Source organism: Candidatus Chlorohelix allophototropha, from assembly GCF_030389965.1.
Classification (GTDB): Bacteria; Chloroflexota; Chloroflexia; order Chloroheliales; family Chloroheliaceae; genus Chlorohelix; species Chlorohelix allophototropha.
Window position 1 is genome coordinate 2,243,622 of record NZ_CP128400.1, and the last position, 24,945, is coordinate 2,268,566.

General features: G+C 48.3%; 12 protein-coding genes and 1 pseudogene. 5 read left to right on the forward strand and 8 right to left on the reverse strand.

The window, feature by feature from the left end:
* The first annotated feature begins 101 nt into the window (after positions 1-101).
* The 4 genes from OZ401_RS22260 to OZ401_RS22275 all read left to right on the forward strand — a co-directional run bounded on the left by OZ401_RS22260 (position 102) and on the right by OZ401_RS22275 (position 5,668).
* Entirely contained in the window at positions 102-1,553 is a 1,452-nt protein-coding gene (locus tag OZ401_RS22260; RefSeq protein ID WP_341470727.1) for a circularly permuted type 2 ATP-grasp protein, read from the forward strand.
* A 17-nt stretch (positions 1,554-1,570) separates the two neighbouring features.
* Positions 1,571-2,629, forward strand: coding sequence for an alpha-E domain-containing protein (locus OZ401_RS22265; protein ID WP_341470728.1), 1,059 nt, complete (start codon positions 1,571-1,573; stop codon positions 2,627-2,629).
* A gap of 170 nt (positions 2,630-2,799) precedes the next feature.
* Positions 2,800-3,621 (forward strand): transglutaminase family protein, encoded by an 822-nt coding sequence (locus OZ401_RS22270; RefSeq protein WP_341470729.1) that lies wholly within the window; start codon positions 2,800-2,802, stop codon positions 3,619-3,621.
* 145 nt (positions 3,622-3,766) lie between these two features.
* Positions 3,767-5,668, forward strand: coding sequence for a copper resistance protein CopC (locus OZ401_RS22275; RefSeq protein ID WP_341470730.1), 1,902 nt, complete (start codon positions 3,767-3,769; stop codon positions 5,666-5,668).
* A gap of 99 nt (positions 5,669-5,767) precedes the next feature.
* Here the strand turns inward: OZ401_RS22275 and OZ401_RS22280 are convergent, their stop codons facing one another.
* The 3 genes from OZ401_RS22280 to OZ401_RS22290 form a co-directional block, all read right to left on the reverse strand.
* Complete coding sequence (locus OZ401_RS22280) at positions 5,768-6,748, reverse strand: HEAT repeat domain-containing protein (protein WP_341470731.1); 981 nt, start codon at positions 6,746-6,748, stop codon at positions 5,768-5,770.
* 79 nt (positions 6,749-6,827) lie between these two features.
* Positions 6,828-7,895 carry a rhomboid family intramembrane serine protease gene (locus tag OZ401_RS22285; RefSeq protein WP_341470732.1) on the reverse strand — a complete coding sequence of 356 codons (1,068 nt, stop codon included), beginning with the start codon at positions 7,893-7,895 and terminating at the stop codon, positions 6,828-6,830.
* Between the two features lie 323 nt (positions 7,896-8,218).
* Entirely contained in the window at positions 8,219-9,952 is a 1,734-nt protein-coding gene (locus OZ401_RS22290; RefSeq protein ID WP_341470733.1) for an endo alpha-1,4 polygalactosaminidase, read from the reverse strand.
* Between the two features lie 528 nt (positions 9,953-10,480).
* Here OZ401_RS22290 and OZ401_RS22295 point away from each other — a divergent pair.
* On the forward strand, positions 10,481-11,227 hold the full coding sequence (locus tag OZ401_RS22295; protein ID WP_341470734.1) for a spherulation-specific family 4 protein: 747 nt from the start codon (positions 10,481-10,483) through the stop codon (positions 11,225-11,227).
* 6 nt (positions 11,228-11,233) lie between these two features.
* On the opposite strand, the gene OZ401_RS22300 is transcribed toward OZ401_RS22295, so the two are convergent.
* The 5 genes and pseudogenes from OZ401_RS22300 to pelF form a co-directional block, all read right to left on the reverse strand.
* Positions 11,234-12,931: an endo alpha-1,4 polygalactosaminidase gene (locus OZ401_RS22300; protein ID WP_341470735.1), complete on the reverse strand. Its 1,698-nt coding sequence runs from the start codon at positions 12,929-12,931 to the stop codon at positions 11,234-11,236.
* Between the two features lie 35 nt (positions 12,932-12,966).
* Complete coding sequence (locus OZ401_RS22305; RefSeq protein ID WP_341470736.1) at positions 12,967-16,299, reverse strand: eIF2A-related protein; 3,333 nt, start codon at positions 16,297-16,299, stop codon at positions 12,967-12,969.
* Between the two features lie 380 nt (positions 16,300-16,679).
* Positions 16,680-18,757 (reverse strand): annotated as a pseudogene (locus OZ401_RS25965) (N,N-dimethylformamidase beta subunit family domain-containing protein).
* A gap of 74 nt (positions 18,758-18,831) precedes the next feature.
* Positions 18,832-21,009, reverse strand: a complete 2,178-nt coding sequence (locus tag OZ401_RS22320; RefSeq protein WP_341470739.1) for an Agd3-related carbohydrate deacetylase — start codon at positions 21,007-21,009, stop codon at positions 18,832-18,834.
* 217 nt (positions 21,010-21,226) lie between these two features.
* A complete protein-coding gene (gene pelF, locus OZ401_RS22325; RefSeq protein ID WP_341470740.1) occupies positions 21,227-24,727 on the reverse strand; it encodes a GT4 family glycosyltransferase PelF in 3,501 nt (1,166 codons plus the stop codon).
* Between the last annotated feature and the right edge of the window lie 218 nt (positions 24,728-24,945).

Below are 24,945 nucleotides of genomic sequence, written 5' to 3' on the forward strand. Positions count from 1 at the left end.
ATTTGGGAAATTGTTTTATTCTATCTCCTAACTTCCAGCAAAGAAAAGCCTCTCTAAATTATCCCTATTGCTAAATAGCATTAATCAAACAAGGTTTCTTTATGTCCCAGACATTTTCTCGTTATGAAATTGATTCATCGCGTTTCTATGATGAAGTGTTCGATGAAAATAACCAGCCTCGCCTACACTATAAGCAATTGGTGGAACGGTTTAGCCATCTGAACCATGCCGAGCTACGCGCTCGCCGTCAGACTACCAATGTATTCTTTCTAAATCAAGGTATAACCTTTACAGTATATGGCGCGGAAGAAGGCATTGAACGTATCTTTCCCTTTGACCTGTTGCCCCGAATCGTGCCTGACAGCGAGTGGCAGCAAATCGAAAAGGGTCTGGAACAGCGTATAACTGCCCTTAACCTATTCCTTCAAGATATCTATCACGACCAGAAGATTTTGAAAGATAAGGTTGTTCCGACTGAGCTAATATTGAGTAGCAAAAACTTCCGCCGTGAATTTGTCGGGGTGAACCCGCCGTTAGGGGTTTATATCCACGTAACCGGCACCGATATTATTCGCGACAGAGACGGCAAGTATATGGTGCTGGAGGATAACCTGCGCAGCCCTAGCGGGGTTTCCTATATGCTCCAAAATCGTCAGGCAATGAAACGCGCCTTCCCTACCATGTTCGACCATTACAAGGTACGCCCCATCGAAGAATACCCCCAAGAACTGTTAAAAGTTCTTCAGGAAATAAGCCCGGTGAAGCAGCGTGAGCCAAACGTGGCGGTACTTACCCCCGGCATTTATAACTCGGCTTATTTTGAACATAGCTTTCTGGCGCGGCAAATGGGTATCGAACTCACCGAAGGGCGCGATTTGGTAGTAAATGATAACAAGGTCTATACCCGCACTACCAAAGGCTTACAGCGGGTGGACGTTATTTATCGGCGCGTGGATGACGACTTTCTCGACCCGTTAGTGTTCCGTCCCGATTCAATGCTAGGCGTGGCGGGGGTGGTCAATGCCTACCGCATGGGTAACGTAGCGTTGGCAAATGCTATCGGTACGGGCGTAGCCGATGACAAGGTTATATACAGCTTTGTACCTAAAATTATCAAATACTATCTCGATCAAGAACCCATTATCGAGAATGTGCCAACTTACCTTGCCAGCGACCCGACTGATTGTAAATATATTCTAGAAAATCTCGATAAGTTAGTGGTAAAAGCTGCCAATGAATCGGGCGGCTATGGCATGCTAATCGGGCCGCACGCTACCGTAGAAGAGCGCGAAGAATTTGCCGCTAAGGTGCTGGCAAATCCTCGCAACTATATCGCGCAACCGACCATCTCTCTTTCAAGGCATCCTAGCTATATTAACGATACCGACCTGACCGGATGCCACATTGACCTTCGCCCTTATATTCTGTACGGCAAAAAAATTACTATTGTACCGGGTGGCTTAACCCGCGTTGCGCTGAAGAAGGGTTCGCTGGTGGTAAACTCTTCACAGGGCGGCGGCAGTAAAGATACTTGGGTTTTGTACGATAACTAAAGGAAGGAATAGACACCATGCTGAGCCGCGTGGCTGAATCAATGTTCTGGATGAGCCGCTATATTGAGCGGGCGGAAAATACCGCACGGTTTCTTGATGTCAATTTTCATCTGTTGCTCGATCTGAACCAGATTACGCAGGTAGATAATCGGCGCTACTGGGAAGCGCTTATAATGGCGACCAGCGATGAAGCGCGTTATAACAAGCTGTACGACCGCTATACCGCCGATACCGTAACCGATTTTCTGGTGTTCAATCGCAATAACCCCAACTCTATCCTGAGTTGCATTAATCTGGCGCGAGAGAATGCGCGCAGTATTATTGAGAGTATCTCCAGCGAAATGTGGGAACAGATTAACGACCTCCATCATTTTCTGTTACGCGCTACTCCACAGCAGGTTAAGGGCGACCCCTATAATTTCTATAAGGTAATTAAGACCGGTTCACAGACCTTTCAGGGCATAACCGATTGCACTATGTCGCGCAGCGAGGCTTGGAACTTTGTACAAGCGGGTAAGTATGTGGAACGTGCCGACAATACCTCCCGCATATTGGATGTGAAATACCATATGCTGCGTCCCCGTAGCGGCGAGCGTTACGAGTCGGTGGACATAATCCAATGGATGGCGGTTTTGAAAAGTTGCAGCGCGTTGGAAGCTTTCCGCAAAGTCCATTCCGCCAAAATCGAACCTGACATTATCTTGCACTTCCTGATGCTGGATAGAGAATTTCCGCGCAGCCTCTATTTCTCAATTGTCGCGCTTGAACAGGCGCTCTGGCGTATTTCGGGTAGTTCTCGCCGCAATTACACCAATAATGCCGACCGCTTAATCGGTAAAATGGAAGCAGAGATGGCATATACTACGCTAGGAGATATTCATGAGCGTGATTTGCATCGCTTCCTTGAGGATGTGCAATTCAACCTTGCGAGGGTTGGCGACCAAATTCACCAAATCTATTTCGCCTACCATGTGCCGATTTCCAGTGATGACGAGCTTGAACCCGCTTTACCGTTCACCGGGCTTTCCGGCGGTAGGGCGCAGTGGAGTCAGGCGCAGCAGCAGCAGCAGCAATAAGGGCGTGGCTCGACACGCCCGCGTGGGGTTGGTAAATTCTCTTGGAATGGGTGAGAGGTTCGACACACCCTCGTTGGTTGTCTATCGGAATTTATAAAACGCTCCGGTTCAATTGTGTTACAATCTAACCATTGGAGAATTGAACCAAGGAAATTATCTGAAAATAGAATATGAAACTTAAAGTCGAACATACGACGCTGTTCGAATATGACGCGCCGATTTACGAAACTCTTACCGAAGTGCGCCTACAGCCCGGCGAAAACCCTACTATCCCACAGCAAGTTCTCAGCTTTGAGCTTAAAGTTGACCCAACTGCTAATTTTTTCCAATATACCGATTTTTATGGCAATACTGTCCATTATTTTAACCTGCTCCAAAGCCATAAAAGAGTGGAAATAAAATCTATAGCGGTAGTGGATACAACCTCTGAGCATTGCTATCCGGGGGAAGAAAACGAAATAATGCTGTATGAATTTCTGAACGAGAGCAAGTATATCCATTTTGACCCTCAGATTCAGAAGTTTGCGGCGGAATTTCAATCGCTCATCAACGACCCCTACAAGCTTAGTGAAAAGGTGTGCCGCACCATCAATAGCACCTTTGTGTATGAACCGGGCGTTACCGATGTGCATAGCACCACAGCGGTGGTAATGACTCTGGGGCGAGGGGTTTGCCAAGATTTTGCCCATATTATGATTGCCACCTGTCGCTATCTGGGAATACCCGCGCGTTATGTTAGCGGCTATTATTACGGGGGCGCAACCCGCGAACAATTCGACATGGCAAGCCATGCTTGGTGCGAGATTTATTGTGGCGCGGAGATAGGTTGGGCGGCATTTGACCCTACCCATGACACGCTGTTCGTGGATGAACGCTATATCCGCATCGGCGCAGGCAGGGATTATTCGGATGTAACGCTGGTGCGCGGTACTTACAAGGGTAATGTTAAGGAACGTCTCAAGGTTATCGTAAGGGTATCGGCGGTAGCTTAAAATAGCGCGATTTTAGTCCTATCATCTTTTCGAATTCCTCTAGCCATTGTTTTTTGCAAGGTGTATTATTCAGGCAGGTTGAAAGACCTGCTGAAGTTTTTTTATATACAATAAACCCGCGATTCCTATATTTTGCGAGAAAACAATGCCTAACCACAAATATAAAACCTTGTTTAAAGGATTAATCATAGCGCTTGCCTTGGGTATAGTGCTGGCAATTTTACCCGGCACTGTTTTTGCCCATGCCCAATACTTGCATAGCAACCCGCCTACCAATTCTTCCTTCCCCTCCGGCAACCCCCCCACTCAGGTACAAGTTTGGTTCAGCGAAGGGATCGAGCCAAAATTCAGCAGTTTGGGAGTTTATGATAAAAGCGGCACGCGCGTGGATACCAACCAATTGCGCTTTTTCCAAGCCGATGACACTACAATGGCGGTTTCGCTTCCCCCCAACCTACCGGACGGCGCATATACCGTTAGCTATCAGAACGTTTCGCGAGAGGACGGGCATGCGGTTAAGGGGAGTTTTAGCTTTGTGGTAGGCGCGGGGGCTTTGCCTGCTACCGCCGAGAGTATTTTGGATGGGGTAAGCAGCAATGACATGGATGCTAACCCGTGGGGCGTTCCTTTGCGCTGGCTGAATTATATCGCCATGTCAGCCGTAGTCGGTAGCCTTGTTTTTCTATTGTTGGTGTGGCAACCCACCGTCCAAAAGTTGAGCAGCAAGGTTGGTGCTGAGCTAAAGGAAAGTTCTACAAAGCTATACAACCTAGCCTATAAGTTTCTAGGTTGGAGTCTTGGTCTATTGTTTATCGGCTGGATAGCCTTTCTGGTTTTTCAAGCGACTGTAGTAGGGAATGTCTATCCTTGGCAGATATTTGAAAATAATACGCTTGGCAATTTGCTGCTTTCAAGCCGCTTCGGCAATATCTGGTTAGTGCGCTTGGATTTGATACTGGTGGCTTTTTTGCTGTGGGCTTTTGCGAGAGGTTCGGGGCGCGTGAAAATACCGGGCATGAAACGCGCCAATCTAGTACCTGAAACCGAGTCTTCTGTAATCGTAGCGGATGAAGGCAACCGCCCGTTGCGAGGCTGGATACTTTGGGTAATACTGCTACTCGGCGCGGGCATTATGCTCACCACTTCGCTCAATTCCCATGCGGTTGCCACCCGCTACCCCTTATTGCTGGTGCCAAATGATATGCTGCACCTACTCAGCACCGGGTTCTGGATTGGCGGTTTATTTTTTATGGTTTTGGGGCTTCCGGTGGCATTACGCGCTTTAGTACCCGGTACGGGTGATCGCACCCGCTTGTTGGCAGCCTTAATCCCTCAATTTTCCTTTGTGGCGATACTGAGCGTGGCATTTCTACTCATCAGCGGCACGATTCAGGCAGCCGTTCAACTCGGTTCGCTGGATGGGTTCTTTAGTAGCGGCTACGGCATCGCGCTATTCATCAAATTATGTTTTTCCGCGCCTCTTTTACTCATAGGGGCGTACAACCTGTTAAATGTAAGCCCCCGAATGAAAAAATTCGCCCGCCGTAAAGGGGATGGCGAAGGGGCAGCGGGTTCGTTAGAGGCGGGCAGTTTACAGCGGTTCTTCCGCCGTTCGGTGATGATAGAAGCAGGGTTAGCGTTGGTGCTGCTGGTATGGGTGGCGCTCTTGACCAGTTTCGGACCGCCTTCTCAGGATATGAGTTCCTCTAAAGACCTTTTCACCCTACGCGGTCAGGCGGCTGATATTAAATATGTGCTGGCGATTAGCCCCAACCAAGTGGGGGATAATATCTTTGAAGTAGAGTTAAAGGATACTAGCGATAAGCCGATTCAAAATACCACCGCCGTATTGTTGCGCTTTAGCCATGTAGAAATGGATATGGGGATAGAGGAAGTCGAGTTAAAGCCTTTTTTAACCAAGCCGGGGCGTTACAGCCTTACCGGAAACGCCTTGAGCATGACGGGTAACTGGAACGTTACTTTGCTGGTGCGCCGTCCCAACGCCGATGATGTGACAGTGCCACTCAAACTCAAGCTGACTTCATAAACGCCCGAACATTGGGCGCATCGCCCGAACCAGAATTAATTCGAAGGGGCGTATTTGAATACGAATACGTCCTTCGTTCGTTAACACCGGACTGTATTTTTATCTGTTCAGTATATTTAGAGCTAGTTTCCTTACCGCTTCATTCTCGGAATGACTAGCTTCAATTAGCGCTTGCTTGCCCTTTTCACCGAGCTTACTTAAGGATTCTGCCGCATTTGTGCCTAGTTTCCAGCCGTTGTACATTTGCTGCTCGTGCAACACAGAAACTAATGTCTTTATCACTGCTTGTGAGTCATCTCCAAGGTATCCCAGAGTTTCAGCCGCTCTAATCCTCACGTTATAAGCCTCTTCTTGATCCGCTACAATTTCGGTTAGAGGAGTTACAGCTGATCTATCTTTTAGGTAACCCAACGCATCTGCGGCAGCCTCACGCACTATACTGTCTGAATCTTTCAACCGATAGAGAATTGGTTGTAACGCAGCATAATTACCGATTTTACCCAAGGCAAATAGAATTTCTGCTCGGACTTCTCCCATCTCTTCCTCAGCCGTATCCTCATTATATTCAAGTGCTTGTAACAAAGGTTGAACGGCATCGTTGGTCTTCAGGTTTCCAAGAGCGGAGGCTGCAAACATTCTAACATCACTATCTTTATCTCTTAGTAACAAATTGATCAAAGGATAAATGGCTCTTTTATCGGCTAGATTACCCAATGCAGCAGTAGCATTCCGACGTATTCTATCATCTGTATGAGAAAGGTAGGGTAATATATAATTTAAGGCTCTATTATCCCGAAGCCTTCCAAGAGCTGAAATTATAACGGCAATCAGTGAATATTCTTGAGTATGCCCCAAAAGGCTTATTAAAGGTTCTAGCGCTTCCTGGTTATGCTGATTTGCCAGAGCGTGAATGATAGAAGCTCGCACCTCTAAATCTTGCTCTTCATTTAAAGCCACTATTAAAGCATGTAAGACTCGGCTATCCCATTTGGAACCTAGTTTTATCGCAGCGCTTGCCCGTTCTTTACCGTATCCAGTGCTCAGCTTATTTAAAAGTTCATCCAACAAAACATCTTGCATAAAATATTACCATTAAAAATTAGTAGAACTTCATTTAGCAGCACCAAAAAATTATTATTTCGACCATACGACAAATAAGTTAAAGATTTGTTACATGCTGGTTCATAAATAAATACAGCAATGCGCCCATCACTATCAAGAGCGCAAACACCGCCCAATATTCTAGGGCTTTGCCGGCGCTGCGTTGCCGATAATCAGAGGGTAGGAAGTAGCCCAAGAAAAGCCCTGACAACAAGCCCCCTAGATGCGCCAGATTGTCCACCTGCGGGATGGAAAGCAAAATCACGAAGTTTATCACAGCGGTAAAAACTAGGCTGTTCAGTTGAGAACGCCCCATTTGCCCGAAAATAAAGCGGTGATTGAGGTAAAAGCCGATTAGTCCGCCCAAAAGCGCGAAGATTGCGCCGCTCGCGCCCACCGAAACTGCGCTTGGATTGCCCAACCCAAAACTCAAAAGGCTGCCTGATAGCCCACCGAGAAAATAAATCAGCAAAAAACGGGTGCGTCCCATTTGCTGTTCAAGGTGCATGCCCAAGCTCCACAACGCCAACCCATTGAACACGATATGCAAAAGGCTGGCATGTAAGAACATGGCAGTGAAAAGCCGCCAGATTTCGCCCTGTCGCACCATGTCTTTCTGAAGTGCGCCAAGATTTATCAGGGTATCGAGATTAAAGCTACCGAGCGCGCCAATGCTGCCTCTACCCGCTTGAAACGCAAATTCAACCAGAAATACAAAACCGATTGCGCCCAATATCGTGTAGGTCACAATAGGGCTACTCTGCACATTCCTAACGGGGACAGTGGGCGTGGGGGGTTGTTGCTGCTGCACCCCACCGCTGCGATAACCACCGTACATTGATTGGTCAGGTGGGTAACCGCCATTAGTGGGCGGGTTGTTATTCTGCCCGTAAGGGTTTTGGGGATTAGCCGGATTATAAAAGGTCACAGGCGGTTTATAGGGATTATAGGCTGGCGCGGTTTTCTCCGGTTCAGGCTCTATTCGATAGGGATTAAACTTTTTTGCCGGGCTTTCCGCGCTTGGGAGAGTATCCCAACTTTTCGGAGGGTAGGGGCTTTCGCGCCGATATTCATCTGGTACGGAAGGTGGCGTATTGTCGTTATCTTCAGGTTTATATTCGCTCATGGTATTCCTCATTTAATAGGCAAAAATTACTACAATCATTATACGCCAGCGCTACTCAATTGTTACACCTGACCGGAGTAGCGAGATTTCCGATGAGCTTTAAGAAATAAATCCGTAAATATGTGAGATTTCCGAAGGGCGGTTCGCGAACCGCCCCTACGAACCAAATCTCATGAGAATCGATTGGTAGGGGCGTGGCTCGACACGCCCGCGTTGGGTAGGTGCAATTCGAGGGGAGTTGAGAGGGGCGATTAATCAAAATGTGGATGAGAAGGACTCACCCACATTTTGTTACTTATTCTAGCGTAGTTGTTGTACTGGCTTTATTGCCAAGAATTCCTTGAATTAGGCACACAGGGGCTATAACTATACTGCGAGTTGGTAGGACCTACCAAGTCGAGGTCTCGTCTAGCCGAATTCATATGCCATAGGTTCGAGGTTGAGCAATTCGGGTTTACATCGTACTCAATGTTAAAAACCGCTTTACCGTTATCAATAAAACTGCTCTTAAGATAATTGCATTCGCTGTATTGCCAGCATTGCTCGTTCAAACTCCAATCGAAGTATTGCCATAGCTCAGGCGCTTCAGTGGTATTACCCTTAAGTCCCACTGAAAGTCCAAGCGAGTGCGCTAACGCCGCAATCTTCATATTGTAGTCATTGTTCTGAGCTTTGGTGATAGGGAAACCAGAGTTATTACTCCAAACTTCGGTTTCATCCGGCTCAACCGCATCAAAGCCTTTGTTTTTGCACCAATTTTGCATGCGGTCTTTCATAATGGGCAGAATTATATCGGTCTGCCTAATATCTAGCCAATAAGAACCATTCCAGCCCGTATCAGCCTTGCCGATAACCGAGGCGGGGAAACGGCTGGCATCCGAGCGGTAATTCTCGTAAACTCCGGCATCAATATAGCAAATTACCTTAACGTTTGGTCCAAGCGCGTGCAGTTTGGCAACCGTATCGGCGGTATTGGTTTCACCGTCAATGTCGTAAACTGTCACATTGGGCAAAACATCTCTGGGATATACGAAATTATCCGATAACTGCCAGTGCCAATGAATGGGCTGGTCGGTGGTGGGCTTCCAGATTGAACCAACCGGGGCTGGCACAGTAGCAGTAGGCAACGGTGTTGCGGTGGGTGGCACAGGCGTTGACGTAGGCGGAACGGGCGTGTTGGTAGGCGCTGCCGTTGGCGTGTTAGTAGGGGTTGCCTTTGGTGTGCTGGTAGGCGCTACCGTGGGCGTGTTGGTAGGTACATTGGTAGGTGTCACAGTTGCCGCATTGGTAGGCGTTGCGGTCGCGGCGTTGGTAGGCGTTGCCGTTGCCACCTTAGTAGGGGTCGCGGTAGGTGGCACAGGCGTGGCGGTTGGCGGTACACCCGGTACAATGGTAGAATCGGTTAGGGTAATCTCATCTAGATACACCACCGATTGGGCGGTATTGGTAAGCCCTATCATTTTAAACCCATAGATTGGGGTTGAAAACAGCGGATTCACCAACGCAGTAACCGGAATGTTATAGATAACCCATTTGTTGGGTACAAGGCTGCCGCCGTATTTTTCCAACGGTACATAAGCGGTGAGCGGTTTGTCGTTCTTATCCACAAAAGCAACCCCGTATTTTTGCCCTTGCTGACTGGCAAATGCCGCTAAATGCAGAAAAGAATTAGGGGTTATAGTTAACGGGCTTACTTTACGCAAATACAATTGCTGGTTGGAAGTGTGGGTAATCAAAGCAATCGAGTACTTGCTGGAATATTTTTGGGCTGTCTCATGAGGATCGACATCCGCATTTGACCATTCTAACCAACCGGAAGCCAACGCGCCATTATAAATGACCTGCGTTCCGGGCGAGGCGCTTACCGCTGCCGCGTTCGGGGGGTTAGCGGCGGTGGTGGCGAGGTTTTGCGGCTTAGGTTGGGCGGGTGTGGTGTAAGGCGCATGCGCTTCCACCGCTCCGGTTGAACCCAGACTAAGGACAATAACACTGATAAGAACAAAAGCAGTAAGTCCTAATGGCACAAGAATTCTTAACAGCTTACTACGTTTCAACATACAAACTCTCCTGATATTCTTCCCGTAACTGCTTTCCTAGTAATCAAGCAGTTTGGGCTTAGAAATCTCACTTGCCGATTCCATATTGGAATAGGGCTAATCACTGACCTACACTACAGATGTGTTTTTAATGAAGGGGGAACCTCGCAAAATACATGAGGTGGCACATGATGGAGATGCAGGTCTTAAAGCAGTTGATGAGACAGAACTGACCCAGCCATTATCATTGAATAGCTGGTGCAATTTATTTTATTTTTTGATACTATAATTCTTGATTTTTATTGAGAAATTAACAAGAGTTAAATAGTCCTACATGGGGGCACGATATAGTACTATACAAAGTGGGTATTAAAGTCCTATATACGTATATTTTTGAACTCAAATTAGTTAGAATAGTGTGATATTTCGTAACAATATCATTTGCATATAATGTAAATATTATAATGTTGCGTCTATTAAAATATTTACATATACTGGTTAAGGAGTTTATAAACCCATTTAATGGCTGTTTTAAAGGAGCGAATAATCATGCTAAAACTCCCGTGGGATACCGCAAACTATCGTCCCATTACCGCCCGGAATCTCTATACAATTTATTATGGCTGGCTTATCGCCGACCCTGAAGGTACGCCTAATCAGGAAGCCCGCGCTATTGCTGCCGCCCGCCCTGAGTTGCTGATTGCCTTTTTCTATACCTTTGAGCCAAAGTACACTAATCTGAGTGAGCAAGTGCGTAAGCTTATGGCTGATGCCGGAGTGCGCCTTTTCGCGTATGTGGATACCGATTATGGGCGGCGCGACCTTGAAGCGGTACGAGCAGAGGTAAATGAATATCTGGCGCAGGACGTAGCCGGAATCTTTTTCGATCAGGTTTATAATTTCTTGGATGATTCTAGGTTAAGCTACTATCAGGAAATAAGCTCGATGGTGCGAAGCCATACAAAAGCCTTTATTTTCAATACCGGAATTGCCCAACCGGGCGAAGAAATAATGAATGTAACCGATATCATGATGGTAGAACACGATTGGCGCAAGCTATATCAGGCTAATTCGTGGTTTGCCAAATATCCCCCTGAGCGGTTTATGGGAAATTCCAGCAACGAACACCCCGGCTTGTATTTCGACCAACCGATCAATGCCGAGATAGCGGTGCGAGATACTTTGGAGGCATGGGCTAACGGGGTGGGCTGGCACTTCAGCACCGACCGCTATGTATCTTTGCCGACTTGGTTCTCGGAATATGCCGCCAACTTGAGAGAGGGGCAACCCAAGTAGGCTTGCTCACCAGCTATTTTTTGTATCAGGCACACAGGGCGAGTAACGATATTTTGAACTGGTAGGATTTACCAAGTTCAAATCTCGGCGGGCTGAGTTCATGTGCCAGCTATTGGCGGTGGAACAAAGCGGGTTCACGTTATACTCGATATTAAAGACCGCCTTGCCGTGATCAATGAAGCTGCTTTTTAGGTTATCGCACTCGTCATATTCCCAACACTGCTCGTTCAAAGTCCAGTCGAAATATTGCCACAGTTCGCCCGTTTCACTGGTATTGCCCTTCAAGCCCACCGAAAGCCCCGCCGCATGTGCCATTTCGGCAATCTTCATATTATAGAAATTGTTCTGCTCTTTAGTTATGGCAAAGCCCGAGTCATTACTCCACACTTCGGTTTCATCCGGTTCGATGGCATCAAAGCCTTTATCCTTGCACCAATGCTGGATGCGGTCTTGCATAATCGGCAACAGAATATCGGTTTGTCTTATATCCAGCCAGTAAGAATTATCCCAGCCTACATCCGCGTTACCGATAACCGAGGCGGGAAAACGCCCCGCATCCGAGCGGTAAGATTCATAAACCCCCGCATCAAAGTAACAGATTACCTTAATATCAGGACTAAGCGCGTGAAGTTTGGCGACCGTTTCTGCGCTGGTTTTCTCGCCGTCAATGTCATACACGGTTACATTGGGTAGCACATCGCGCGGATACACAAATTCATCGGAGAGTTGCCAGTGCCAGTGAATTGGTTGGTCGGGCGTGGGCTTCCACACCGCAAGAGGCACTCCGCCCGAATAGCGCCACTGCAAGTAATGTTGTCCGATATTGCCCATTTCAACCCTAAAGGCTTCCGGGTTGGTGGGGGTATAGGTCATAACTCTGCGTTCAAAAAGCTGAACCAATACATCCTTCTCTGTCCCCGCCACGTTTGCCTTAATCCAGTAAGCCTCGGTAACGGGATAGCCAAACACATTAGCGGTGGGGTTATCGGTATAAACCGCCCCTTTCTGATAGGATGAGCCATTCCAAACCTGCCCCATCAGATTCTGATAATCCTGAAAAACTGTCGGTACATTGTGTCCTAGCGTGGGTTCATAATAGCCGATCAACACCTTGGCAGGGGGATTATTCAGGTTAAGGGTTTTGCCCGCTTTATCAATCGAAAGCGTAATCGGCTGATTTAGCTGAGCTTGGGCGGTGTTTTCGCCCGGATTAAAGCTTATAACATTTTGAAAACTGGCATAGGTGGGCGCAAGCGCGTTGCCGCCGTTGGCATTGGAGTCACCCGCTACCGGAATATCGCTAGGCGAAAGTGGCGTGAATATATTATCACCGTCTTGGCGTTGCCCCGTTACCAGTTCTTTGGTGAGTAAGCCATTGGTCACATACTTGCCGTCAGGGGATAACTCCATGCGGCTTTTGTCAAAATATTGCACCAGCCGTTTGCCGCCGGGCGCTTCCTGATAATCTTCCTGCAAAACCGCCAGCGAGTTTGGACCCCAAGTGAAGCCCCGTCCCGCGCCCGGCACGTCATTCACATACTTATCGCTGTATTCCCACATAGCATTGAACTTGGGATTGGCAACAGCGGGGGCGGATTCGGCGGGATGGGGCGCATAGGCGATAATGAATATAGAAATGACAAGGGCAATCAGTAAAAAAAGCACCAATAAAAAGCGCATATTTCGGGTGGTAACAACGTGCATAGTAACCTCACTTTTGCCCAAACTTAGGGCGTTGGCTATTTCCAGTGAGTATCCGGTATTACTTCCAAATAATAGAGATAGGGACGTAAGCGCGTTCCGCCATTATCAGCAAGCGCCAATTGCGTTTGGTTCAGCCATTGTATTGCCTCAATCGGGTAATTGGCTTGATAGAGCGCCGCCAATTCCCCCTTGTTGGAAGTGCCTAAATACCAGAAACGCAACTCGCCGCTACTATCCGCGCTAACGGCAAATTGCCGATCCGGTGAAAAGGCTACCAGCGTTATCCCGAATCTGTGACCTGTGAATTCTAGGCTTGGCTTGGCTTTTGCGCCGATGTGTTGGGATAACATGAATTGAGATAATTTGCCCGGCACATCCCACAGGCACACCTCTGCATCGCTTGAACCCGTTAGGATATAAGCCCCATCCGGCGAGAAGGCGACACAATTCACCTCCGTGTCATGTGTCTCAAAAGTCACCAGCAGTTTACCGGAAGCGGTATCCCAGAGTCGGGCGGTGTTATCGCTAGAGCCGGTGAGAACTCTGGTACTATCGGGTGAAAAAGCGACCGCGTTCACGCTTCCGCTATGTCCTTTGAAAACGGTCAGGAGTCTGCCGCTCTCCAATTCCCACAAACAGGCGGTATTATCGCTAGAGCCGGTGAGTCCAAGGCGACTATCCGGCGAAAAAGCTAGGCTGGTTATCTCGCCGCTATGCTCTCTTAAAGTAGCGAGATAACGGTGCGAACCTACCTCCCACAAACGCGCGGCGCTATCATTTGAGCCGGATAAGATGTATTTGCTATCGGCAGAAATAGCCACGCAGGTTACATTATCGCTGTGCCCCTCATAAGAAGCGAGGAATTTTCCGGAAGAAGCTTCCCACATCCGCGCTACCATATCGCTAGAACCTGTCAAAATATGCCTGCCATCGGTGGAGAAAGCCACGCCGTTAACCCATTTCCGTTGCCCCTTGAAAGTAAGCAGCAAGCGTCCTGTGCCGCTTTCCCGCTGTCGCGCAGTGTTATCATCGAATCCGGTAAGTATTCTCAGACCGTCCGCAGAAAAAGCCACGCAAGCTACCACCGAGTTATAGCCTTCAAAGAGGGCTAGAAGTCGCCCCGAACTGGTCTCCCACTGACGAACGCTTTTATCGGCAGAGCCGGTGAGAAAGCTAGCGCCATCCGGCGAAAATGCCACGCTTCTAATCCAACTGCTATGCTCGCTGAAGGTAAACAGAATATTTCCGGTGGCGGTTTCCCACAAACGCACCGTGTGGTCATACGACCCCGTTAGTATTTTCTGTCCGTCAGGGGAAAAGGCGACTGCGCTAACGCCGCTATTATGTCCGCTGTAGAAAGTTAGCAACGCCCCCGAAGCCACTTCCCAAAGACAAGCGGTGTTATCATACGACCCCGTTAGTATTTTCTGCCCATCTGGGGAAAAGGCGACCGCGCTTACCCAATTGCTGTGACCCTTAAAAGTGGCAAGCAGTTGTGAGGAAGCCACTTCCCAAAGGCAAGCGGTGTTATCATACGACCCCGTTAGTATTTTCTGTCCATCTGGGGAAAAGGCGACCGCGCTTACCCCACTGCTATGCCCTTTGAAGGTAGCCAGCAATTGACCGGAAGCGGTTTCCCACAAACGGGCAGTACCATCAAAAGAGCCAGTAAGTACGCGGCTGCTATCCGGGGAAAAAGCCAGTCCGGTTACTTTGCTGGTGTGCCCTTTATAAATCGCCAAAAGTTTACCGCTGCCGAAATCCCACAGACAGGCGGTATTGTCGAAAGAGCCGGAAAGGATTCTTGAGCCATCCGGGGAAAAAGCCAAGTTTCTGACCCAATTCTTATGGTCTGGTATTATTTCGGGGGGGGCTGTTTCTTCCGCGCCGATCATTCGCAATTGCTTGAGCCACAAGCGTTGCACCGGATGGGCGCTTGCCACCAACGCGAAGGGTGCGCCGCTCTCCACCCCACGATTATACAATTGCTGATAAAACAAAGCGGGCAAGCGTTCGGGCCATAAGCCGCTATCGGCTAAAAGCGTTTGTTCCTCCGCCAGCCAATGCCTTACCTGATTTAGCCTTTGCTTTACTTCCTTAGCCTCCAAGTAGCCCGCAAAATCAATCGCCCTAATTACCTGCGCCAAACAGGTCTGGTAGCCATAGCGCAAGGCGCGTTCCTCTAAATGCTTCAGGCTTTCAATTTCTGCCAAAAGCCGCTCGCCTGCCCGCTCTCTTATCAGCCGATTGCCCGTTGCCCCTTCAGGGGGGTTATGCGTTTCGACTCTCTCCAGCTTTTGCCCCACTTTCTTGATAAAGGGGTGGATTAGCAATTGGTTATCTGCCAGCAACTCTATCAAACCGAGTTTACTTAGCTCGTGGCAAGCTTTGGAGAGGGGGCTACCCTCCTCAAGACTCTCGCCTAACCCCCCGGCAAGCCCCAACAACCCCGCCGGAATAGGGTAGGATTCGGGGCAATAGGAGGCTAATACCAGCAATTCCTGTGCTTTTACACTGGTAAGCTGTTCCCAGTTCAACCAAATTGCGCTATTCATAAAGGCAAACAGTCGGGCATTTGCGCTTGGCTGAAAGAGGGGCAGCAATTTTATAAAGAGTTTTTGCACCTGTGCCGCTAAATCTAATAACTTCAGTTGCGGTTCGCACTCTAGCCGCGCGCGCAACTGCACCAGAATAAGCGGCAAATAGCGGGCAGCTTTGCACAAAATCCGGGCTATCTCGGCTTCCTTCTCTTTTGAACCCGCCAACGCCTGTTGCAGCAATGCGGCGCGGCTAGAGTTGAGCAATACGCGCAGAGCCAAGTCTTCGGATAGTTTCTCCACTTCGTGCCGGATGAACTCAGGCTGTTTTCGGCTATCGCGGGTGGTTACCAGAATAGTTGCTTTGAATTCTTCGCCCAAAAGTTGGGGTAGGAATTGCAATAATAAAGCCTGATTCTCCACGTTATCCAAAATAAGCAATGCGCCGGGGTGTGCCTGCAAATAGCGGCTGAGTTGGCAAAAGCGTGACGCTTGCGCTGGCTCTTGAGCAAGCTTTTGGGCTTGAAGATTTGCTTCGGCAAGTGGGAAAGCAGCAACCTCATCAAATTTTGCCAAAGCCGCTTGCCATTCGGCTAGGGAAGTTCCCAAACCGGTAACCCAGAAAATACCAGCGGGAAAATAGCTTTTTCCTCTCAGCCAATAAGCCAGTTCAACCGCTAACCCGGTTTTCCCGATACCGCCTGACCCTGAAATTACCACCAACTTTCCATTGCCTGAATTAATACTTTCGGGTTGGGTACTGAGATAGGCGGCGAGCTTTTCAATTTCGCCGGGGCGGGGTTGGTAGTGCGGATTGCGCCAATAAGGCACATAAAAATATTGGGAAACGCCAGCCTCATCGCCTGCAAAGTTATCTTTATTATTATTTGTTACGAGGTTATAAATTTGAACAAAACCCCTTTCTTATTTAGGACTTTGGCTTTTAGGCAAGGGGCTTATGAAGATTAACAATTAAATCCGTAAAACGAGGATTGGGGTAAATCCGCCAGATTTTACCATCAAACGCGGGCGCATCGGAATGCGCCCCTACTCCGAACCGCCGAACCCGTTCCTGTAGGGGCGTATTTGAATACGCCCTTCGGAAATCTAACATATTTACGGATTAATTTCTTAAAGTTCATAAGCCCCTTGTCTGTAATCTAGGCTCATTTTTACTATTACAACCCTGCCGGACTTCCTAGCGCGGGCTATCACTTATTAAAAGAAGAACACTCCAAGCGATTTCCACCCAACGGGAGGTTATTTCCTGACATCCCGTTTATCACCTGCTTGCCGCCAAACCCCTGAACGGTTATGTGCTTTAGATGAACATTGCCCATTAAAACCAGCCCGTTTTGGCTCACGCCACTACCATTTATGATGATACTACCACCGCTACAGTTTCCGCCATCCAAAAATACGCCCGTTGGAATAAACGGTAATTTGCCCGTTACTGTGACCGTATTATTCGAGCCTAACCCGCTGAAGGTAATCGCATCCCCCGCATGCACATGCTTTAAAGCATAGGAGAGTGTGCCAGAGGTATTACTACTCAACACTTCTCCGGCATCCGTAGGGTTAGTAACTATCGGCACCGTCACCACGAAAGTAACCGGGTCAGAAGTATTGCCGTTCGGATTGGTAACGGTCACTTGCCAGTTACCGGCGGTTAAAATATCGGCAGCGCCAATTTGAGCGGTTAGCTGGCTTGCATTAATATAAGCGGTAGGGCGGGGCGCACCCTGCCAATTCACCGTTGCCCCATTTACAAAATTGCTACCGTTGAGGCTAAGCGTAAAAGGGGCTTCCATTTGTACGCTGGTATTGGGCGATAACGCGCTTATGATGGGCAAGGGCGTAGCGGTAACGCTAATACGATCTAGCACATTTTTGGTGACTTGCTGAATACCGCCGTTAGTAAGGCTGCGATTAGGGCCGTATCCCGATATGTAATCTAGAGCGTAAGACCAGTATATCGAACCTGTGGAAAAAACCCAAGCCCCATTACTGAGTTGGTAAATAGTAGCATTGGAAGTGGAAGTTACTTTGTTAAAATTTATGGGCGATGAACTGGATAACTCTACCAAGCGGGCGGGTTCTAGCCCATTGCTATAACGTTTGTCCCACTCATAGCCTACGATACCGGGCACATGGCTGCCATTTTGCAAACCGGAGTTGGCATAGATCCAATGATTGCTATTCTCCACCACAAAATCTGCCCCAATATCGTTATTATTATAGCTATCATACATTACCCCGATCAACTGATTTTCCGGGCGACTGATTGCCGGATTGGCATTGCCCGGCGGAAGCTCACGCCACAGGTAGGTGGTGTCCGGGCTGTTGGGGTTGCTGATATAAACCGGGTCTTCTCTCCAATAATCTTTATAACACACAATCACCCGGTTGTTGTTCTCCAGCCGAATTTGCCAATATACGGCGTTAGCCCCAAAGAAAGCAAGTGCTTTCCGGCGTTGCGAGAAGCCAGCGCATTGTCGTACATCGCCCCGCTCCAATATTCGTCATGCCCGGTGGAAAGTAACGCCTTGTGAGAAGCCAGCAGCGTAGCATTGCTATGAAGATCAATATCGGTACAGTACGAAACGTTGTAGCCGTTTTTCTCAATAAAACGCAAGAGGGGCATTTCCCAACTTGTAAAGAAGGTGCTGGCATAATTATTGAGCGGGCGGTCGAAGGAGACTTTCCGCGCCCCTACTTTATTGACGCTATCATCAGGATAGAGGCTCTTGCCGCCGAAATAGTTGTAAGCTTGATAGGTATTGACGCTGCATTTGAACAGCAAATCGGCATTGCTGGAATCATCGCGCACCACAAAATAGATGTAATTCTGGAAGCCGTTCGCGTTGGTCAATTTAGCCAAATATGCGCCGGTAGTCCAACCGGTAGCGGGAACGTTCAGAGTGTAGGAAAGCGACCAGTTGCAAGCCACCGTACCAAGCGTGTCGGGCGTTGGAACGGTTTGATTTATGCCACTAAGCGACCCGATACTTTGCAGCAAGCGCCCCCCCGTACCGCCATACCAACCCATGCGATATATTTCAATAGTATAGGTTTGCGCAACATTGACCGAGACGTAAAAGTTTAGCGAACTCCCGATGTTGACACTGGTGGCAGCGGCATAACCCGTAATCTCAAGATTAGCATCGGTAGAATACTTGGTAATTTGCCAGTTAGTAGTCCCCGGTTGTAGATTCTCTATAGGAATGGGGTTTTGCGCCAGAACCCTCGTAATATTCGTTAGGCTGTTCAGTCCTGCAAGCCCCGCCATGCCAACTATGCCGTATTTTAAAAAGCGGCGGCGGCTGATAGCGCGGTGTTTTGCCACCTTTCTTACCCTCCTTATTACTTTATCGGTAGAGTAACCGATTGTCCCGCCTTTAGGGAGACATACACAATTTTTTGACCGCCATAACTTTCCACAGCGCTACAAGCCGGACAGGTGGTAGCTAAGGATAAGCCTGTTACCGGAATCCTCACGTCTTTATTAGCGGTCAAGGTGATAGAGCTATCCGGGAGGAGGGTTGCAGTAACATCGGCGGCGATGTAATCGGTTCTTTTGGACATGTTATAGCCCAACCGATCCATTGCCCCCTGCGTACAGTTTGGGTCATTGGCACAAAGTGGGTCGTTTTTGGGAATGGGCTGCCCGCCATCGCTTATTATAGGAAGGGTATAATAGCGGTTGTACTTGGCTAGAGTGGCATCCAACAAATCGCTCAACAGAGAGTGAGTTCCATCATAAGCCCGTAAATTGGGTTGGTGGAACATCAGCGGATCCATATCGCCTTTAAGCAGATAGGTTAGCAATATACTGCTTTCCCGCTCTATTATCTGCTGGTAATTATCAACATGCCAGAAATCCCCATTGGGGTAAAAACAATTATCTTCCGCCAGCCACTCATCGGGAGTGGTAACATTGAAATATTGGTCGGTAGGGTGGCGCGGGATTAGAAAAAGATTGAATTCGCTATCTTGATTCAGATATATGCCCACATTGGGAGAGGGATTGTTGTAATTGGGCAGGGAGGTATTGCTGACTAAATACCGAATGTTCATGTCATAAATCCCCTTTAGCGCGGCTGAATTTTTTAGACCTGAAACATTCGGGGTAATTAGGCTGTGGCTGCTATAGTTAGTAGGATTAACAAACCCCACTTTATAGGCAGCGCTATTGTTCTGTTCAATTTGATACTTCATGAAATTATAGGTAACGGCATCTAGGTCGGGGTGTTGGTAGGTATGCGTGACCCAGAAAAACTCATCCTTGAGCTGAAGCGCCATCGGGGTAAGCGTATCGGGATTGTACAACCCGGTAGTACCTATCCCCACAAAAGGAAGTTCTATTTTTAAGTCGGGAGTAGTGGGGCGGGCTTGCTGGGTTTTTTGCCAATTAGCAAAAGCCTTCAGGTCGTTGCCGCTCATACGGTAGAAATTAAAAGAGGGGTCGGCATAAGAAGAACTACACGCCGCCCCGACTTTCCAGATGTAATTGCCGATCAAAACATCATCCGGCTGTACTGTCAGGTAAGTGTGGAAATCCCCCAAATATAGCCCCTTAGTGACCCAATTAATCAAGCCATACGATAACACGATGGTGTGTATCAAATTGGGGTTACTATCAAAGGTCAGGGTTAGGGTTTGCACCCCATCAGAGTCATTATGCACTAATGCCAAAGCATTACCGTTATTATCGGTCAGTAGCGGGAAAGTATTCGCATCGTCTAGCGGTTTGGCAAGGTAGGCATACGCCTTTTCAATTATCAGAGGGCTGGCAACATTTAGGTAAGCTGAAAATAAAGATTTGCCTGATACCGTTTTATCGGTGGTAAATTGCACCGAAAGGGGATTCTTGCCCGTATCAAGGGTGGTGCCGACCTCTTGAAATCCGGTTGCAGGAGTGGGGCTTGAATACCAGTTGATTTGCCGGATATTAAAGCTGGCTTCAAATTTATGCAAAACTTGCCATTCTGTTTGAGTCAACGCGCTGGCATAGTTTGTACCATCGTTATAAATCAGATTACTGGTGGTAAGAATGACTCCTTGAAAATAGGCATGATTGCCCCCATCTGATAGTATCGCGGATAAGCGATCGGTTGCCGGGTCTTGGGGCAGAGGGGCAGTTTTAACCGCCAGATAGGGTACGCCGATATAATCCAACGCTTGCTGAATAGCGGGTAAATCCTCTTCTTTACCGTCTGCCGCCAGCACTAACACTTTCATATCGAGTTGGGTTTTATTAGAAGGTGAGCCTACCACCGGGGGGGTTACTTCAGAGATTAGCGGTACTGTTCTTATTTCTTGGCGAGGAATCCCCACCGGACCGGGCAACAAATCATTGTCCCCCAGTAGCTGTTGGGTAGCAGTTAACCCGCTGATGGGAGTCGATTTCGGGGTATTGGTTTGAACAGGCGTTGAGGTAAACGGATTGAAAATAACTAGCGCAATGACCAGACCAGTAACCAGCAGAGTGACAATTTCAAAAAGCCTGCGCCAGAGATTCTGGCTTAAAAACTTGGACATTTATTAAAAGACCTTTCCGGCTTTATTCCTGAAAGATTTAGCTAAAAATACCGTAACAATTCAGCCAGACGGAATCCGGGCGGGGTTCTCAGGGGTGCAACCCCTGTGCGGGGTGGCAATGGGTGTCCCCTTGAACTCCTCTCTCCCCTCCACTTACGCTGTTACACACAAAATCGGGCAAATCCATGCCCGATGTTGGTGTTCTCGCACAGTAGCGCTAGGCGGCTGCAAAATAATAATAATCCGCCGAAGCAAGTACCTTTTGGGTTAGCCGAGAAGAAGCAATTACAAAAGCCAACGAACCGGCAATAAAAGCTGCCAAGCAGTATTTGAAATCCACGTTCAAGGCTAGCGGGATTCCTAGCACCAGCATAACTATCATGCCTACTACCACTGCCCGTACCGCTACGGTAGGACGCGCCAAGGTTAGCCCGAACATGCAGTTAAACAGCCCTTGCCCTAACCAGTAATAAGCGACCAACCCGGCGATAAAGAAGATAACCACCGCATCGGTATTTACCCCAATCCACGCTGAAAATATATCGAAGTGGATTAATAGCCAGATGGGGATAGCAAAAACTACACTGACCAAGAAAAGGGCGATACTATAACGCCGCCGCTCATGTCGGTAGAAAACCAATAACCGCCGCCCGAACTGATCAACCGCTAACCCAGAGGTGTTTGCTTGGGCTACTTTTGCTTCTTCCCAAAACAGGCGTACGGCGCGTTCGGCAAAACCGCCCACCAATACCAGCGGGGGCAACGCCAAGGTTAAGCCTAGTTCCAGACTGGCAATAGCCCAAGAACGCGATTGATCCCCGCTTACTTTTCCTAACCAACCCAAAAAGTGGGGGGCGGTGATAAACGCCACATAGAACATACCATAGGTGAAATAAGGGGCGGCTTCGTATAGCATATAAGAATTGGAGGGTAGCGCGGCTCTTTCGCGTTTAACGTTTTTACGAATTTTGGCAAACCTTCCTCTAACCGTATAGAAAATTATCCCTAATGTGGCAACAAAACCGACTACCGTACTCACAATAAGGTGTTCTCTTAAAAAGAGTCCCGTTAAAAGGTTGCTTGCAATTGCCAACCCTAACCCGCTCGCCAACGCAATACCGAGCCACACTTGCGCTTTCAACAGACTCAAAGAGCCACCCGCCAGCCAGATAATAGAAAAGGCGGTATAGGCGAGACAGAACAACAAACGGTCTTCAAAGGTATAAATATTGAACCAGCTTGCAAGTAGCATAGCCGTAATTGCCAGCCCGATTACTGAGAAAGCTGCCAAGCGCAGGCTACGCGCCAGATATTTACCGGCAGAGCGGGAGTTGTTCAGGCTCAAACAGATAGAGGTTCGGCGCATTATTGCTTGTAGGAAGCCGTTTGTTAATAACAGCCCCGCGCTAATACCCAAACTTAACGCCATTATCTGGTCAGAGGCAAACTGCCCGGAAATTGCATAAAACTGAATAATGCCAATTATCAGCAAGCCCGGCAAGAGCGCAATCGGTCCGCTGCTGTACTGCATTATTTTTAAGCGCAAACTACTGAGCGGCGCGGGACGGTCTTTGCGCGTAACCCCGACCATTGGGGGATGCTCTTCTCGGATAATTGCCAGCACTGCTTTAGCTAAAGCAAAAGTATCAGGCGCACCGTATTGATGCCGCGCAATATCATCGGTTGTGCCGAACGATTCGATAATAGCCGTTACTTCAAGAAAATCCAGCGGCTGAGGGCAATGGCGCATCACTTCATCCGCCATAACTCGAACCATTTCAACGGTCACTTCCACTCGCTCAGGTTCTGCTACGATTTCTTGGGTAGTGTCGCTGATAATAGCCACATTCTCAAACAGTATTTCTTCGTCAGCCTGAGCGATAATATCCGCTTCCGAATAGCTATTGTTTGCTTGTGACAGGTAACTGCTTCCGGTAATTATTAATTGAGAGACACCGCTATGCCCGTTAAAAGCGGAGGGGGCAGCGAATTCTTCCTGCTCGTATTCGTGGAAGGCATAGGAGGGCTGCCTTGAACCATCGTTTAGGTTTACCAGCAAGCCCGACTCTCCACCGGAAGGCATAAACATGAAGGCATCTGTCAGCGCTACATCGATGGGCAAGGCTGAGTTTAATACTTTGGTTTCCACTCCGGCGGCAAATAAAGCTTCCGGCATGGTGCGGTTGGTAATTCGGTAGTAGCTGGTCATATAGGCTTCGCGCGATTGGCGAACGCTGAACTCTTGCAAAGCCTTTTCGCGAGCAGCCACGCCGAGTTGAGCGCAAAGCTCTTTGTCGTTCATCAATTTAAGGATTGCGTCTGCCATTTCCTTTGGATTGCGTGGCTCTACCACGAAACCGCAGCCCGCGATTTGCTCTGGAATACCCCCCACAGAGGTTGCTACAATCGGTTTTCCGCAAAGCATCGCTTCCAGAGTAGCAAAGGGAAAGCCCTCGGAAATGCTGGAAAGCACTACAACATCGCCTTCATTGTAAGCTTCGGCGGTATTGGAAGCGTAGCCCTTAAAAATAACAGCCTCTTCCAGTCCAAGGCTGGACTGTAAAGCTTTGCATTCTTCGTAATAAGGGATATCTTCCAGCGGTGGCGAACCATAAAGCTGGAATTTAATATCAGGGCGCGATTCATGTACTAGGGCTGCCGCCTTCAACAAGGTCATTACATCCTTGAGCGGATTAATGCGTCCAACCCACACTACTACGGGAGGTTCGCCAATTGGTTTGCCCGCCGCGTAAAATTTCTGGTCGTCCGCGCCATAATAAATAGTTCTTAAACGGTCTTTGACCGCGCCGCTCTGCAATTCCCAGCGTTGGTTGTAATCGCAGCAAGGGGATACCTGATCGCTGGCAGCGTAGCTGAGGTCGGTCATGCGCCGCGCAAAACGCAACTTGAAAAGTTTCAGAAATAAGCTGCCGGAAGATTGGGCTTCTTCCAGATAACGTTCACGCAGATAAATGCCATGCTCGGATAGTAGAAAAGCGGTGCCGTATTCCAGTTTGGCTACTATCCCAATCATTGTGCTGATACCCGCCATTGAGGTATGGGTAACATCTACCTTCGGAAGTGGGTTAGCCAGTGGGAAGAACCAATGGTAAAGCCACTGTAATGCGGTAGTAATATCCTCTAAAGCGAACTCCGCATTGGGATAACCGTAATTAGCTGCCGACTGTGGGAAACTCTGTTGGACGGTATCGACAAAACTATCCCAAACCGCTTTGGAGCGCATCACCGTATCAAAGTTATGCTCAAGATAAAAGCGATACATTTTATGAAGGTATTCACCGAGTCGCTCAGGCTCTGAATCGCTTAGAAATAAATCCCTGATAAAGCTGCTAAATATCGGCACGAATTTTTCGGCTATGATTTCCTCAGAGGTGTGCTGCTTTTTCTTGAGCAGTTCGAGCATGCCTAGGTTTTGGTTAAGCTCGGTAGCTTCGCGGATACCCCACAGCGGAATAGGGCGAAAATCGACAACATTGTCGAGCAGGGTTATTTGGGGTGTAAGATGCGGGTCAGCGGCAATGCTGAATACTGTAAAATTCACTTCAGGCAAATCCCGTATCAATAGATGACACCAAGTACTGACCCCACCCCAATGAAATGGGTAGGTTCCCTCAGTTACCAGCATTACTTTTAGAGCTTCAGAAGTCTCACTAACTGCTGGTACAATTTCTTCTTCTGCTGGAATTAATTGATTCACTTTGATACCCTTATTAATACGCTGCTTTATTTAAATCTTTGATTATTTGTAATTATTCATCCCCTTCCCATCAAGGAGGGAAGGAGAGTTCAAGGGGACACCCCTTGCCACCCCGCACAGGGGTTGCCACCCCTGAGAACCCCGCTCGGATTCCCTTAGCTCCCCTCAAGGAGGAAGGAGAGAGGGAGGAGTTCAAGGGGACACCCCTTGCCACCCCG

What these genes read in the sequence shown, in the direction of transcription:
- OZ401_RS22260 (WP_341470727.1), top strand. Translation starts at nt 102, where the DNA reads ATGTCCCAGACATTTTCTCGTTATGAAATTGATTCATCGCGTTTCTAT.
- OZ401_RS22265 (WP_341470728.1), top strand. Translation starts at nt 1,571, where the DNA reads ATGCTGAGCCGCGTGGCTGAATCAATGTTCTGGATGAGCCGCTATATT.
- OZ401_RS22270 (WP_341470729.1), top strand. Translation starts at nt 2,800, where the DNA reads ATGAAACTTAAAGTCGAACATACGACGCTGTTCGAATATGACGCGCCG.
- OZ401_RS22275 (WP_341470730.1), top strand. Translation starts at nt 3,767, where the DNA reads ATGCCTAACCACAAATATAAAACCTTGTTTAAAGGATTAATCATAGCG.
- OZ401_RS22280 (WP_341470731.1), bottom strand. Translation starts at nt 6,748, where the DNA reads ATGCAAGATGTTTTGTTGGATGAACTTTTAAATAAGCTGAGCACTGGA.
- OZ401_RS22285 (WP_341470732.1), bottom strand. Translation starts at nt 7,895, where the DNA reads ATGAGCGAATATAAACCTGAAGATAACGACAATACGCCACCTTCCGTA.
- OZ401_RS22290 (WP_341470733.1), bottom strand. Translation starts at nt 9,952, where the DNA reads ATGTTGAAACGTAGTAAGCTGTTAAGAATTCTTGTGCCATTAGGACTT.
- OZ401_RS22295 (WP_341470734.1), top strand. Translation starts at nt 10,481, where the DNA reads ATGCTAAAACTCCCGTGGGATACCGCAAACTATCGTCCCATTACCGCC.
- OZ401_RS22300 (WP_341470735.1), bottom strand. Translation starts at nt 12,931, where the DNA reads ATGCACGTTGTTACCACCCGAAATATGCGCTTTTTATTGGTGCTTTTT.
- OZ401_RS22320 (WP_341470739.1), bottom strand. Translation starts at nt 21,009, where the DNA reads ATGTCCAAGTTTTTAAGCCAGAATCTCTGGCGCAGGCTTTTTGAAATT.